General features: G+C 58.8%; 10 protein-coding genes. 1 reads left to right on the top strand and 9 read right to left on the bottom strand.

Annotation, left to right across the window (positions count from 1 at the left end):
* Positions 1–2: 2 nt before the first annotated feature.
* Together Q3V30_RS08970 and Q3V30_RS08965 are read right to left on the bottom strand one after the other, a co-directional pair.
* Complete coding sequence (locus Q3V30_RS08970) at positions 3–920, bottom strand: transketolase family protein (protein WP_306212456.1); 918 nt, start codon at positions 918–920, stop codon at positions 3–5.
* Positions 920–1,726 carry a transketolase gene (locus tag Q3V30_RS08965; RefSeq protein ID WP_306213144.1) on the bottom strand — a complete coding sequence of 269 codons (807 nt, stop codon included), beginning with the start codon at positions 1,724–1,726 and terminating at the stop codon, positions 920–922. Before Q3V30_RS08965 ends, Q3V30_RS08970 begins: the two co-directional genes overlap by 1 nt.
* Positions 1,727–2,096: 370 nt before the next feature.
* Between Q3V30_RS08965 and Q3V30_RS08960 the strand changes: the two genes are divergently transcribed.
* Positions 2,097–2,891 carry a DeoR/GlpR family DNA-binding transcription regulator gene (locus Q3V30_RS08960; RefSeq protein ID WP_306212455.1) on the top strand — a complete coding sequence of 265 codons (795 nt, stop codon included), beginning with the start codon at positions 2,097–2,099 and terminating at the stop codon, positions 2,889–2,891.
* Positions 2,892–2,944: 53 nt separating this feature from the next.
* Here Q3V30_RS08960 and cobA read toward each other — a convergent pair whose 3' ends face one another.
* The 7 genes from cobA to Q3V30_RS08925 all read right to left on the bottom strand — a co-directional run bounded on the left by cobA (position 2,945) and on the right by Q3V30_RS08925 (position 14,995).
* Positions 2,945–3,784 (bottom strand): uroporphyrinogen-III C-methyltransferase, encoded by an 840-nt coding sequence (gene cobA / locus Q3V30_RS08955; RefSeq protein WP_306212453.1) that lies wholly within the window; start codon positions 3,782–3,784, stop codon positions 2,945–2,947.
* A gap of 12 nt (positions 3,785–3,796) precedes the next feature.
* Positions 3,797–6,418: a nitrate reductase gene (locus Q3V30_RS08950; RefSeq protein WP_306212451.1), complete on the bottom strand. Its 2,622-nt coding sequence runs from the start codon at positions 6,416–6,418 to the stop codon at positions 3,797–3,799.
* Positions 6,415–10,491 (bottom strand): nitrite reductase large subunit NirB, encoded by a 4,077-nt coding sequence (gene nirB / locus Q3V30_RS08945; RefSeq protein ID WP_306212449.1) that lies wholly within the window; start codon positions 10,489–10,491, stop codon positions 6,415–6,417. Before nirB ends, Q3V30_RS08950 begins: the two co-directional genes overlap by 4 nt.
* Positions 10,492–10,501: 10 nt before the next feature.
* Positions 10,502–11,284 (bottom strand): ABC transporter ATP-binding protein, encoded by a 783-nt coding sequence (locus tag Q3V30_RS08940; RefSeq protein ID WP_306213142.1) that lies wholly within the window; start codon positions 11,282–11,284, stop codon positions 10,502–10,504.
* Positions 11,284–12,174 carry a nitrate ABC transporter permease gene (gene ntrB, locus Q3V30_RS08935; RefSeq protein WP_306212447.1) on the bottom strand — a complete coding sequence of 297 codons (891 nt, stop codon included), beginning with the start codon at positions 12,172–12,174 and terminating at the stop codon, positions 11,284–11,286. Before ntrB ends, Q3V30_RS08940 begins: the two co-directional genes overlap by 1 nt.
* Positions 12,171–13,433 (bottom strand): CmpA/NrtA family ABC transporter substrate-binding protein, encoded by a 1,263-nt coding sequence (locus tag Q3V30_RS08930; protein WP_306212445.1) that lies wholly within the window; start codon positions 13,431–13,433, stop codon positions 12,171–12,173. The genes ntrB and Q3V30_RS08930 overlap by 4 nt, the downstream gene beginning before the upstream one ends.
* A 281-nt stretch (positions 13,434–13,714) precedes the next feature.
* Positions 13,715–14,995: a nitrate regulatory protein gene (locus Q3V30_RS08925; RefSeq protein ID WP_306212443.1), complete on the bottom strand. Its 1,281-nt coding sequence runs from the start codon at positions 14,993–14,995 to the stop codon at positions 13,715–13,717.
* Between the last annotated feature and the right edge of the window lie 285 nt (positions 14,996–15,280).

The raw sequence follows: 15,280 nt of genomic DNA, 5'->3' as shown, positions 1-15,280 counted from the left end.
CCTCAGGCAGCCGCCACAACGTGTTGTAAGGTGGTACGTAATCCCTGTGCATCAATACGGAACTGGCTGCGCAGCGCAGCGCGACTGCTGCTGTGGGTAAACTCATAGGGCGGGATCCCCAGCGCGGTAAAACGCTGACGCAGGCTGTGCCGGTGCAGGATTTCGCCGATGATGCTGCTCAGTCCGCCGCTCAGCGAGTGCTCCTCCATGGTGATCACCTGCTGATGAGTGCCAATCAGCTTCACCACCGCAGCCTCATCCAGCGGCCAGAGCGAAGGAAGCGAGACGATAGTGATGCTCTCATCTTTGGCGGCCAGCGCTTCATGGGCCAGCGTTCCCAGACAGAACACCAGGGTTTCCTCTCCCTGCTGCAGCACTTCAGGCTTACCGGGCACAAACTCATACTCTTCACCGTGCAGCAACGGCACCTTATCGCTGTCCATTCGGATATAAACCGGGCCGTTATGTTGAATGGCATAGCGGACGATGGCGCTGGCCTGCACGGCATCGGCAGGGGCGAATACCTGCAGGTTGCCAAAGGTGCGGGCGATAGCGATATCGTTGGTACAGTGATGCGTTGCGCCCAATGGGCCGTAGGCAAAGCCGGCGTTCAGCCCCAGCATTTTGACGTTGGTTTCGGTGTAGCAGATGTCGTTTTTCACCTGCTCATTGGAGCGGGCAAACAGGAAAGGTGCGGCATTGGCGGTAAACACGGTACGGCCGCTCAGCGCCATTCCTGCCGCCATGCCAATCATATTCTGTTCAGCAATGCCGACATTGATTACCCGATCCGGAAAGGCTTTCTCGAACGGGGCAATTTTTGAAGTTGAGGTTGAGTCAGCGACCATCACGCTGAGGTTCGCCCCGTTATTTTGCTCATCCACCAGCGTGGCGATGACCGCGTCGCGTAAGTCCTGCATTATTCTTCCTCCAGCTCTGCCAGCCCCAGGGCCAGCTGCTCATCATTGGGAACCGAGTGGTGCCAAGCGGGCACGTTGGCCATAAAGGAGATGCCGTGGCCCTTTTCTGTATTAGCGAGGATCACCCGCGGTTTGCCGGCAGAGGGCTGGTTTACCGCGTTGGCGATAGCCTGCGGGTCGTGCCCGTCGCACTCCAGCACCTCGAAACCGAACGCCAGCCACTTATCGACCAGCGGCTCCAGCGGCATAATCTCTTCCGTTTTGCCTGCCAGCTGCAGGCGGTTGCGGTCAACGATAGCGATCAGGTTATCTAGCTTGAATTTGCTGGCGGACATTGCCGCTTCCCAGTTCGATCCCTCGGCCAGCTCGCCATCGCCCAGCAGGACAAAAGCGCGACGATGGCCCATGCCGGAGAGCTTGTTGCCCAGCGCCAGGCCGACGCCGATCGGCAAACCATGCCCCAGGCCGCCTGAGTTAATCTCCACCAGGTCGGGCAGCTTTTGCCGCACCGGATGACCGGCCAGCAGCGTGTCGTCACCCATAAACTGATCGAGCACCGATGGGTCAAGCAGCCCCATCGCGGCGGCGCTACAGTAGAGCCCGCCTGCGCCGTGCCCTTTCGACAAAATGAAGCGGTCCTGATCGGGACGCGCCGCTGAGCGATCCATCACACCCATAAACAGCGTACAGATGATGTCTACCTCGGAGAGGTCGGCGCCGGTGTGCCCTTTACCCGCCCGATGATTCATTTGCAGGACATAGCGCCGGGCCTGACGCGCAGTCTGTTTGATTGCCTGAAAGTCCATCATTACCTCTTCGTCTGTCGCGCCGCTGGCCAGATAGCGAACGCCTGCGGCTCGTTCGTTTTCGAATAAAAATATACGCTATCGTTTTTAAGCATATTGTGGGGAAGATCAAATTTCAATCAAAAGCCAATTAAATAGTTAAGCGCTTGATTTTACGGTATATATGCTTTTAATCCCTTAACGGACAGGGACGATCGTGCTAAAAACATGTGTTAAATCAAGGTGGTTATAAGCTAATGACTTTCATTCGAAAATGAAAAGAGTTTTTTGTCGGGACTCGCATTGATACGATAGCGGGGTTAATATTTGCCATAACAACAGGCCTGCTGCGGATTCAGGCCCGTTCTTCGTAGTAAAGGGAGAATTTCGGTTGAAAAGCAAAAACGAACAATTGGCCGATATGCAACAACGGCGAGAAAAGATCCTGGAGATGATCAGGGAGGATGGCACGGTCACCGTCAAAATGCTGACCGAGGCCTTTGGCCTGACAGAGGCCACGATTCGTACCGATCTGCGCGTGTTACAGAAAGAGGGTTTTGTGCAGCGTTATCATGGCGGTGCCACCTTAATGACCGGCAAACAGAATACCGGCGCGCTGATGCTGGAACGTCAGACCCATCTTGATGAGAAAGATGCCATCGGCAGGCTGGCTGCCCAGCATATCGAAAATGGTGATACGGTGATTTTCGATTCCGGCACCACCACCACCGCCATAGCGCAGCACCTTGGCCACATCAACAAGCTTTCTGTGGTCACTACGGCGGTCAATATTGCGTTAATGCTGGGTGGCGAGCCGGGGGTGAATATTTTGCTTACCGGTGGCACCTTTAAGTTTCCTACGCTCTCTACCTCCGGCGAGAAAGCAGCCAGCTTTTTTGAGAACGTGCTGGCAGAAAAACTCTTTCTTGCCACCGCCTGCATTTCCCCAAAGCTGGGCCTGAGCTTTCCCAGCGAAACGGATATCAAGGTGAAAAGCGCAATGATCAACTCTGCCAGCACCGTCTATGTGGTGGCCGACTCCAGTAAAATCGACAAGGTATCGATGTTTGCGCTGCCCTGTGACTGGAGCAATATCCAGTATCTGATCACCGATAAAGGGATTGCGAAAGCCTCGGTCGAGGCTTTTGAAGCGCTGGGTGTCAGGGTGCTGATCGCCACCCCTTAGCGGAACGGAAACCAGCGGCGTTAAGCGCTACGCCGCAGATTCAGTAGCTGATTTTAAACGCTGTTCAGCGCCACCGGCGCTTCGTTCAGTTCGGTTGCTATTATCCCAGCAAGGTCTGCCCGGTAGAACTGCACCACCTCCCCCACAATCAGCAAGGCGGGCGACTGCGGCTTTTCCCTCTCGACCGTTTCAGCAAGCTGCTGCAGGCTGGTCAGCGTGACGCGCTGATCGGCACGCGTGCCGCGCTCTACAATAGCCACCGGGGTTTGCGCGTCACGCCCGAAGGCGATCAGCCGTTCGCTTAACGCTTCGCACCAGGTGAGTCCCATATAAAATACCAGCGTCTGGCAGGGATCTTTCAGGCTGTACCAGTCCAGCTCTGGTTTTCCTTCTTTGCCATGGCCGGTAATAAAGCGAACCGACTGCGCCATGTCACGATGCGTCAGAGGGATGCCGGTGGCCGCGGCGCAGCCCACCGCCGCGGTGATGCCGGGGACAATATGGCAGGCAATGCCTGCCTGCTGAGCCCAGGCCATCTCTTCACCGCCGCGCCCAAAGATAAAAGGGTCGCCCCCTTTCAGGCGAATAACCTTCTGTCCCGCCGCAGCCAGCTCCACCAGCAGCTGATTGATCTGCGACTGTTTCATGCCGTGAAAGCCGGGCGTTTTACCCACGTCGATGCTGAGCGCGCCTGGCGGAACCAGCGCCAGAATCGCCTCGCTCACCAGCCGGTCAAAGACCACCACTTCTGCCTGCTGAATTAACCGCAGCGCTTTAACCGTCAACAGCTCAGGATCGCCAGGTCCCGCCCCGACCAGCCATATCGACCCAACCCGATGGTGCTGGCTTTCACTGGCAAGCAGCTTATCCAGCCCTGCAATATGTGTTGTCATTGTTAACCTCTTTCAGACCGTCGGCTGCGCGCAGGCGATCAGCTGTTTAAGTTCAGGTAAGCAGGAGCCGCAGTTGGTTCCGCATTTCAGCGCCAGGCCGAGCGCCTCGGTGGTGTCGCAGCCTCTGGCGATCGCTGCTGCAATCCGCTCTTCCCCCACGCCGAAACAGCTGCAAATCGTTCTGCCCTGGCTGCTGCCGGCGCGGGCCTGACCGGCCAATAGCGCAAAACGACCGGCTGGCGTATCCGGGGCCTGAGTGAATGCACTGATAACTCTCTCGTTATCAATAGCGGGTAGCCTCCCGGGATCGCTGTAGAAGGCCAGCTCAAGGCGGCCTTGCTTCCAGCCAAGCAGATGAAAATAGCCGCGGTCTGCCTGCGCGGTCTGCAGCTGAAGTCCGCTGAGCAGCCCCTGAGCGGTCAGCCAGGCCAGCGCCGTCCCCTCTCCGGCAAGCTGGTAACGAACCGCTCCGGCCTGCGGAATTTTGGCCCACCATGCGCTCTCTCCCAGCGAAGTTGCCTCTCGCAGATATAAAATGGCCTGCCAGTCACTTTTCCAGCGACGCACCCGCACGGCGGTTTGTTTACTTTCCGGCTGCCCGGACTCGGGACAGAGCGTCGGTGCAATCAGCGTATCCACGCTGCCCTGGCTGCAAAACTGACGGTTCCAGTGCATGGGAAGGAAGAGATTGCCACGCAGCGCGCCTTCGCTGATTTTTGTACGGCATACCATCCAGCCACGATCGGACTGGACCCTGACCAGATCGTCCTGCCGCAGACCATACTGCCGTGCATCGTCGGGATGCAGTTCGCAGAAAGGCTCCGCATAATGCTGCATCAGGCGCGGAACCGTGCCGGTGCGGGTCATGGTATGCCACTGATCGCGAATGCGGCCGGTGTTGGCAATCAGGGGATAGTGCAGGTCGGCCTGCGCTACCGGCAGACGTGGGATAACGGCGATCAGGCGCGCTTTGCCGTCGGGATGGAAAAAGCGCAGATCGGTAAATAATCTGGCGCAGCCAGCGGGATGCTGCTGATTAACCGGCCACTGAATGGGCTGTAGCTTGTCCCACTGCTGATTATCGATCTTCGCCAGCCCGCTGATATCAAACGCCCGCTGGCCGTTATTCTCGAAACCTGACAAAGCGGCATGCTCACGAAAGATCTCGGCAGGGTGCTGCCAGTCGAACGCCCCGGAAAATCCTAATCGCTGTGCAACCTGCGAGAGGATCCACCAGTCCGGCATCGCTTCACCCGCGGGCTTCGTAAACCCCCGCTGTCTGGAGATACGTCGTTCAGAGTTGGTGACCGTGCCATTTTTCTCTCCCCATCCCTGAGCGGGCAGCAGAATATCGGCCAGCGCGGTGGTATCGGTTGCTGCGCAGACATCCGACACGATCACTAACGGGCACTTTTGCAGCGCGGTCAGCACGGCGCTGCCATCCGGCAGTGAAACGGCGGGGTTGGTGCCCATTATCCAGAGCGCTTTCACCTCACCGCGTCCCACTGCCTGAAACAGCTCGACCGCTTTCAGGCCCGGCTGGCTGGCAATCCGCGGGCTTTGCCAGAAGCGTTGTACCCGCTCCACCTCCTCCGCGGAGAAGCCCATATGCGCCGCCAGCTGATTTGCCAGGCCACCCACCTCACGGCCCCCCATCGCATTAGGCTGACCGGTTAAGGAGAAGGGACCAGAGCCTGGCCGACCGATTTTGCCGCTCGCCAGGTGGACATTGATAATGGCGTTGCATTTGTCGCTGCCGCTGCCGGACTGGTTTATTCCCATGCAATAGAGGGTCAGCGTGGCCCGGGATGCGCCAAACAGGCGGTAAAATTCCTCTACGTCGGCAACCTCAAGCTCGCAATATTCCGCCACGGCCTCAGCATGCCACTCCGCTGCGGCGGCTAAAGCGTCCTCCAGCCCCAGAATATGCTCCGTCAGACTTTCGTCCCTTTGCTGATGCTTATCCAGCCAGTGCAGCAGGCCGTTAAACAGGGCCGCATCGCTGCCCGGTTTCAGGGGCAGATGTAAGTCGGCAAGATCGCAGGTGGCGGTCCGGCGCGGATCGATCACCACCACTTTCATCTCCGGCCTGGCCTTTTTCGCCTGCATCAGCCGCTGCCAGGCGACCGGGTGCGCCCAGGCGGTATTGGAGCCCGCCAGGATCACCATATCGGCAGCGTCGAAATCCTCGTAACAGCAGGGGACAGCGTCAGCACCCAGCGCTCTTTTGTAACCCACCACTGCCGAAGCCATGCATAAGCGGGAGTTGGTGTCGATATTGGCGACGCCAAGAAAGCCTTTCATCAGCTTATTGGCGACGTAGTAATCCTCCGTAAGCAGCTGACCAGAGGCATAAAAGGCCACCGCCTGCGCTCCATGCTGATCAATAACCTGTTGCAGTCTCCGGGCTACCTCATCCAGCGCGTGGGGCCAGCTCGCCTGCTCACCCGCTATCTGCGGATGTAATAACCGGCCTGCATGCCCTGACGTCTCGCCCAGGGCCGATCCTTTTACGCAGAGCCTGCCGAAGTTAGCAGGATGATCTGCATCACCGCTGACCAGACAGCTGCCGTCGGGCTGTGGCAGTACCGTCACCCCGCACCCTACGCCGCAATAGGGACAGGTGGTTTTCATGATGCTTCCGCCTGTAGCGCAATGCTCTCAGGCGTGGCGATCCACACCCTGCCGCCTTCGACCTTCACCGGCCAGCAGCGCACCGCTGTTCCGCTGTTATCCAGCGCAAGACCATCGCGCAGGCGGAAACGCTGTTTATAGAGCGGGGAGATCACCATCGCTTCGCCCGCGCTGTCACCGAGAATACCGCGCGACAGCACGCTGGCCGCGGTGCCCGGCTCCCTGTCTTCAAGCGCAAAGACCTCATTATGGAGCCGGAACAGCGCGATACGCTCGCCGCCAAACCGGGCACCAATCCCTGCCTGAGCGGGGATCTCATCCAGCCTGCACACTTCGGTCCAGGGCAGGATCTCCCGGGAAACAGGGTGAGGAAGCGGATCGCTTGCCGGGCGGATCTGGCCGCGCTGATGCGACCAGCGTATGGACTCATCAGGCCTGCTGCTGTTAACCGTGGAGTGGAACAGCGCAAGACGATCGGGATCCGCCAGCGTGGTCTGCCACTCACACTGATAGCTCTCCACCACTCTCGCCATCTCCTGCTCCAGCCCGGCACCAATCCCCAGCGAATCTTCAATCACCACTTCGCGCAGATAGGCTAAACCGCCTTCCATGTTATCCATCCAGACGCTGGTTCGCTGCAGGCGGTCAGCGGTGCGGATATAGAACATCAGCAGACGATCGACATAACGGATCAGCGTGGCGTCATCCAAATCGCTGGCAAACAGGTCGGCGTGACGCGGTTTCATGCCGCCGTTGCCGCAAACATAGAGATTCCACCCTTTCTCAGTGGCAATCACGCCAATATCTTTGCTTTGCGCTTCAGCACACTCACGGGTACAGCCCGATACCGCCATTTTGATTTTATGCGGCGCGCGCAAGCCCTTGTAGCGGTTCTCCAGATCGATGGCGAAGCTGGTCGAGTCCTGTACGCCGTAGCGGCACCAGGTTGACCCCACGCACGATTTCACCGTGCGCAGCGATTTACCGTAAGCATGGCCCGTTTCAAATCCTGCAGCCAGCAGCTGCTGCCAGATCTCCGGCAACTGATCCAGGGTAGCGCCAAACAGGTCGATGCGCTGGCCGCCGGTAATTTTGCTGTAGAGGTTGTAACGCTGAGCAATTTCCCCGATAGCTATCAGTCCCTGAGGAGTGATTTCCCCGGCGGGGATCCTCGGCACCACCGAATAGGTGCCATCTTTCTGAATGTTGGCAAAGTAGCGGTCGTTAGTATCCTGCAGCGGCAGATGCTGCGGTTTAAGCAGGTACTCATTCCAGGTGGAAGCGAGCAGCGAGCCGACCAGCGGTTTACACACTTCGCAGCCCAGCCCGTGACCATGTTTTTCCAGCAGCGCATCAAAGGTTTTGATCTCACCCATGCGGATCAGGTGATGGAGCTGCTGGCGCGAAAAGGCGAAGTGCTCGCAGATATCTTTCTTCACCTCAACGCCCAGGGTGGCCAGCTGATGCTCCATCACCTGTTTAACCAGCGCAGCGCAGCCGCCGCAGCCGGTGGCCGCTTTTGTGCAGCTTTTCAGGGCGGCCATATCGCCGCAGCCGCCTGAGACCGCCGCGCAGAGATCGCCTTTCGTGACATTGTGGCAGGAACAGACCTGGGCGCTCTCCGGCAAGGCCGCCACGCCCAGCGCTCTGACCGGGGCACCTTCGCTTGCAGGCAGGATCAGCGTTTCTGGCCGGGAAGGCAACGGCAAGCTGTTGAGCATCATCTGTAACAGCGTGCTGTAGTCGCTGCTGTCGCCCACCAGCACGCCGCCCAGTAACTTTTTGCCATCGCCGGAGATCACAATCTTTTTGTAGATCTCCTGCGGTTCGTTGTGCCAGCTGTAGCTCTGGCTCTGCGGCGTGCGGCCATGCGCATCGCCAAAGGAGGCGACTTCCACCCCCAGCAGCTTGAGTTTAGTGCTCATGTCTGCGCCACTGAACTGCGCCGCTTCGCCAGCCAGCCTGTCGGCAACCACCCGCGCCATCTGATAGCCGGGCGCCACAAGTCCAAAAATCTGTCCCTGCCAGAGCGCGCACTCGCCAATGGCAAAAATAGCCTCGTCAGAGGTGGCGCAGCTGTTGTCCACCATGATGCCGCCGCGTGCGCCCAGCGCCAGTCCCGCTTCAGCGGCAAGCCGATCGCGGGGACGGATCCCGGCGGAGAAGAGCACCAGATCGCTCTCCAGCGTGCTGCCATCGGCAAAGTTCAGCCGCAGCGTGCCCTCTTCCAGGGTTTCAATCGACTGGGTGGCTTTGCTGGTATGCACCTGCACGCCCAGCGCCGCAATTTTACGCCGCAGCATCTCCGCGCCCCCCTCATCCAGCTGGACCGCCATCAGGCGCGGGGCGAACTCAACAACCTCGGTTTCCAGCCCCAGCTGTTTCAGCGCGTTGGCAGCTTCCAGCCCCAGCAGGCCTCCGCCTATCACCACGCCTCTGCGTGAGTGCTGCGCTTTCGCGGCGATAGCATCCAGAGCGTCCAGCGTGCGGTAGACAAAGCAGCCGGGACTCTCATTGCCAGCAATGGGAGGAACAAAGGCAAAGGAACCGGTCGCCAGCACCAGTTTATCCCAGCTCATTTCATGACCACTGGCCTCGCGCACGCAACGACGCTCACGGTCAATAGCCACCACGGGTCGGTGGGTACGCAGTTCTATACCGTGCTCAGCGAAAAAGTTTCCGGCCACCAGCGACAGCTCAGCGTGCCCTTTACCGGCAAAGTAGTCGGAAAGATGCACCCGATCATAAGCCACATGGCGCTCTTCACCGTACACCACAATGTGATACTGCTGATGAAGCTGTCGGCTGACAAGCTGTTCCAGAAAATGGTGGCCGACCATACCGTGGCCAATAACAACGAGTGTGGGTTTGCTCATCTCTGTGCTTCCTGCAGCCTGTGGCTGCGCTGGGTTAGTGGGATCGATCAGCACGGCGGAATGGGTCGGGGTGCCGTTTTGCATCAGGGTTAACAAAGTGACAGCGTCACTTACATCGCCATAAAGCAGCATGCCGACCAGCCGGTTATGGCGGAAAAACAGGCGGCGATAGTGGCGATCCAGGGGGTCAAAAGCGGTGGCGCAGATTGTGTCCGGACGCTGGGTAATCTCGCCGGCGCTGAATATTTCAATGCCGGTGACTTTGAGCCGGGTGCCGTTATCCTGAGTATAAAAATCCCTGACCGGCGCGCCCGCAAGCCGCTGCGCCAGCAGCTGAGCCTGGGCCAGGCATGGTGCCACCACGCCGAAGGTTTCACCTTCAATCTCACAGCATTCCCCTATGGCGCTGACATCTGGCTCAGCGGTTCGGAACTGGCGATCCACCACAATGCCGCGGTTGCAGGTCACTCCCGCCTGCTGCGCCAGGGTAATCACCGGCATCACGCCCGCGGCCACAATCACCCTTGTCGCGGCAAGCTGGCTGCCATCGGTCAGGGTGACGGTCCGGCGGCCAATCTGCTGAATGCCGCTGTTCATCCGGCAGACAATCCCTCGTGCCGTCAGGGTTTCCGCCAGCAGCTCTCCCGCTTTCGCATCAAGCTGACGATCCATCAGCCAGCCGTTGCGGTGCAGCAGCGTGACGCTTCTTCCGCGCAGGCGAAGCGCCGCCGCCGCTTCCACCCCCAACAGACCGCCGCCCAGAACCACCACCGGGCCGTCGTCAGCCAGCATCTGCTCTACGTCAGCCAGCTTGCGGAAGCCGCTGACGTGCGGCTGCTCAATGCCCGCAATCAATGGCATTGCCGGTTCAGATCCGGTAGCCAGCACCAGCTGGTCCCACTGCAGCGTGCGGCACGCCGTCCTCACGGTTTTGCTGGCCAGATCGAGCGACAGCACCTCTTCGCCGCTGAGCAGCGTGATGCCGCGCTGCCGATACCATTCGGGGGTGTGCAGCAGGGTCTCAGCAAAAGACTTTTCCCCGCTCAGCACGGGCGAAAGCTGGATGCGGTTGTAATTCCCGTGCGGCTCACGCCCTGCCACCGTAATGCGGTAACGGTCAGGCGCCAGCGTCCAGAGTGTTTCCACCATGCGCATGGCCGCCATGCCGTTTCCCACCACCACCAGATGCTCCGCCATGATCCTCTCCTTACGCCGCTGACTGCTTTTCATAGAGGAAGTGCAGCACCTGCTGACGCAGATGGTGGTAACGCGGCTCATCGGCCAGCAGCACCCTGCTGCGGGGACGAGGCAGATCCACCGTCACGATTTCACCCACCGTTGCCGCCGGTCCATTGGTCATCATCATCACCCGGTCAGAGAGCAGCACCGCCTCATCAACATCGTGGGTGATCAGCACAATGGTGGTGTTAAGCCTCTGCTGTATCTCCATCACCGCCTCCTGCAGGCGCGCCCGCGTCAGGGCATCCAGCGCGCCGAAAGGCTCATCCATTAACAGCACCTTCGGCTTCATCGCCAGCGCACGGGCAATCCCGACCCGCTGCTTCATCCCTCCTGAAAGCTCCCCCGGGCGTTTGGTCAGCGCGTGACTCATCTGTACCAGCTCCAGGTTGTGCACTATCCAGTCGTGCTTTTCAGCTTTGCTCTGCCCTTTGCACACCTGGTTCACTGCCAGCGCCACGTTGTCATAGGTGGTCAGCCAGGGCAGCAGCGAATGGTTCTGAAACACCACCGCGCGCTCAGGACCGGGACCGGCAATTTCGCGGTTATCGCACAGCAATACCCCTTCACTGGGCTGAGTCAGACCGGCAATAAGATTCAGCAACGTTGATTTCCCGCAGCCTGAATGGCCGATGAGGCTCAGGGTTTCCCCCTGGTGAATATCGAAGCTGACGTTGTCCAGTGCCAGGAACTCACCCCTGGTGGTGGTAAACCGCTGAGTGACCTGCTGTACCTGAATAATGGGTTGCATCATTTGCCTCCTTCCTGCCATGAGAAACGGCGGGCCAGCAGCATCAGCCCCTGCTCCAACAGCAGCCCCACCACCCCGATAATGCCGATTGCCACCAGAATGTTTTGCACGTTGAGGTTGTTCCACTCATTCCAGATCCAGAATCCGATCCCCAGCCCGCCCGTCAGCATTTCCGCCGCCACAATCACCAGCCAGGCAATGCCGATGGAGAGACGCACGCCGGTCAGTACCGACGGCAACACGGCGGGAAAAAGAATTTTGCGCAGGATGGTCAGCTCGGAGAGCTGCAGCACGCGGGCCACGTTGAGATAGTCCTCAGGGATACGCTTTACCCCTTCGGCGGTGTTGATGATCATCGGCCAGATAGAACAGATAAAGATGGTCCAGCTGGAAGCTGGCTCCGCACGCTGGAACAGCAGCAGCCCTATCGGCAACCAGGCCAGCGGGCTGACCGGACGCAGCAGCGCCACTACCGGACTGAACATCCGCCCGAGAAAAGTGAAGCGGCCCAGCAAAAATCCTGCCGGAATGCCCACCAGCGCAGCCAGACCAAACCCTGTTGCCACCCGATCCAGCGAGGCCAGTACGTTCCAGCCAATACCCTGATCATTCGGCCCTGCATTGTAGAAAGGATCGGCAAACAGCGTAACGGCAGCCTGCCAGGTCGATGCCGGGTCAGGAAACCCTTTGCTGTAGAGAGCGGCTAGTTGCCACACCGCCAGCAGCAGCCCCATGCCGCAAAAGCCGGGAAGCAGACGCTGGATCGCCGGACGTAACCACTGCCGTCTGAGCGGCTCAGGCTGTTCTGCACGGGTTTTTAACGGGATAACGCTGGCTTCCACCGTGGGGTTGGTGGCGATCAGCGGCACTACGCGAGCCTGATTTTTCATTTCTGACCTCCGGAGTGAATAGCAAAGCTGTCGGCGTACTCAGCGGGCTGGCTGCCATCCCAGACCTTGCCGTCTGCCAGCGTGCTGCTGCGCATCGCGCTGGCAGGAAGGGAAATATTGCCGACCGCGCTGGCTGCCTGCCTGTAGATATCGATTTGGTTAATCTGTTTAGCCACCGCCAGATAATCGGGATGCTGCTTCAGCAGCCCCCAACGCTTCTGCTGGGTCAGGAACCACATGCCGTCAGAGAGCCACGGAAAGCTCACCGCACCGTCGTTGAAAAAGCGCATGCCATGGGGGTCCTGCCAGGTTTTCCCCAGCCCGTTTCTGTATTGCCCCAGCATCCGGCCCTCAATCGTTTCAGGTTTGGTATTGATGTAAGCCCGTCCGGCAATGGCCTGCGCGGTCTCTTTGCGGTTGGCGTCGGAAGCATCAATCCAGCGTGAAGCTTCCAGCACGGCGGCGGTCAGCGCCCGGGCACTATTAGGGTTCTCTTTTACCCACTGCGCGCGGGTACCCAGGATCTTTTCAGGATGATCGGGCCAGATGTTTTGTGAGGTTTCGGCGGTAAAACCGATGTCGTCGCTGATGGCGCGCTCGTTCCAGGGCTCGCCCACGCAGAAGCCGCTCATGTTGCCAATTTTCATGTTCATTACCATTTGCGGCGGCGGCACCACCACGGTTCTCACGTCCCGGAACGGATCGATACCGCCGTTTGCAAGCCAGTAGTAGAGCCACATCGCATGGGTGCTGGTGGGAAAGGTGTGCGCAAAGGTATAGGTGCCGGCAGGTTTGCCTTTTATCGCTTTCTGCAAGCCGGTTATCTCCGTGATCCCGGCCTCTTTCAGCTGATTCGACAAAGAGATCGCCTGGCCATTCTGATTCAGGGTCATCAGGTTCGCCATCTCATGCTGCGGCCCGGCGACGCCCAGTTGCAGGCCATAAATCATGCCGTAGAGAACATGTGCCGCATCAAGCTCTCCCGAAGTGAGCTTGTCACGCACCGCCGCCCAGCTCGCCTCTTTGCTGGGTTGCAGCGTGATGCCATATTTTTTATCGAAGCCCTTAAGAGAAGCCATCACTACCGGCGCACAGTCGGTCAGCGGAATAAAGCCGACTCTGACCGTAGTTTTCTCCGGCGCATCAGAGCCGGCCGCCCAGACGCTGTTCATCAGGCCAGGGATCAGGTAACCGCCGCCAAGCAGCGCGCTTCCGGCAAGAAATCGTCGTCTGGAGAGCGGAAATTTCGTTTTACTCATCTTGGGCTTCCTGAAAAAAACGCATAAAAAAAGGCGTCCGACCAGCATGCTGAAAGCATGCGGCAGGACGCCTTTATCCAAAGCACTCGCTCCACCGCCATTGGCGAAACAAATGCATCATTGTGTAAAAGTTACTGCAAAGGCTGTGCCAGATTTTCTCCGGACTCTGTTGAACGCCTGAAGCCTTGTGCTACGGGGAGTGGCAGGTCTGAGCGCAGATAAGCGCTACGCCAGATCTGCCCCAGCATGAGGCAGAATTCGCACACCCTTTGTGCAACTACTCATTTGGTGGTAGTGGGAAAAACAGCGGCAACCGAGAGTAGCGCGTTGGCGATATCGACCATGCGTCGGTTCTGATCCATCGCCATTTTTCTGAGCGTCTGCCAGGCCTGCTCTTCGGTATAGGGGTGGTGGCGCATCAGCATCGCCTTGGCGCGATCGATCACCTTGCGCTCGTTAAGGGTAGTGCGCATCGCTGCCAGCTCATCATCCTGCGCCTGCAGCCGCTGCGACTGCTCCTGTACCAGCCCAAGCACCGAGCGCCCGAGTTCAGGCAACAGCCCGTCCGCTTCCAGCGGGCCGTCATGCTCCATTCCCTCATTACCGGCAACAAAGACCGTATAGGCCGGTTCATTTTTCAGCTGATCCACCGCCTGCTGTAAAGCGGCTTCTCCACTGCCCGCCTCTGCTGCCCCCCGCAGACTCTCGCGGCAGCGCAGCATCAGATGCTGAGCCAGGCCATCTTCAATGCTCTTCAGCCCGTCGATACGTCGGCTCATCAGCTGAAACCAGCGCAGCGCCATCTCGTTACCCTGCGCCTCTGGCTGGCTGCGGGTGCAGGCAATGCGCCTTAACCGCTCCACATCATTTTCATTACTGCTCACCTGCCGCCATCTCTGCAGGCTTTGGGCATCAGCAAACTGGGTGAAGCTGGCAAAGCAGCGCTCCTGAGCCGCTATCAGGCTGACCATTTTCTCGCTCTGCTCAGGACTGAAGAGACCTGCGGCATAGCCTGCCGAGCCGATCGCCCTCTCCTGACCCGCCAGCTCTTTGCCCTGCATAAAAGTGAACATGGCGATCTGCGCCCGGGAAACATCGCGATCGGTGGCCGTGTCGATCGTTTCATAAACCAGGTTGAGCAGTTGACGGATGATGAAGCTAAACCGGTCCATGGCCCCGGAATGGGTGAACCCAAAAAGCCTGACGCCCTCACGCAGCGCCGTCAGCTCGCTGATGGCATGCAGCGCAGCAGCTATTCGGCTGAACAGGCGGCGGTTGCCCGGCCATGCGTGCTCTGTAGCAGGCAGCGGCGGCAGATGGTGCATCAGGCTGCTTATCGCCTGGCTTACCTGCTGCTCTCTGAGCGGCAACTCTTCCCCAAACAGCTGCCCCTGAGAACATATCCAGATATTGCTGGCGCCGCGCTCACGCTGCAGTTCATGAATAAGCTGGCTTATCACGTCGGTCAGACGACCGGTCTGCAGCAAATTCTGCAGCCCGGCCCGTTCACACTGTTGCGAAGCCAGCAGCCAGGAGAGAGCCACCGGAAGGGTTTCACTCATTTTGCATCTCCATAAAATTGCGCTTTTCAGGGAGAAGCAATTTCTGTGCCTTAAGCGTTTTTCGCCCTGGCTTTTCGCTGAAAAAAGCGCACGGCGGGCAACGAAATAGCGGGAAAAAAAGTTAAGGAAAGTTAATATTTTTAACGTTACGGGAAAACGTAAACGTTGGTACTGCTCAAAACCCTGCCACGGGGGGCATTAATACAGATTATTCCTACTAATCAAATTGACTTGTTGTCACCTTTCAGGCAAAGATTGTCACCTCTCTCCGGCCAGATAACATGT

This window comes from Erwinia pyri (assembly GCF_030758455.1).
Classification (GTDB): domain Bacteria; phylum Pseudomonadota; class Gammaproteobacteria; order Enterobacterales; family Enterobacteriaceae; genus Erwinia; species Erwinia pyri.
Note: the sequence above shows the minus strand (reverse complement) of the source record. Positions and strands in the feature narration are given on the sequence as shown.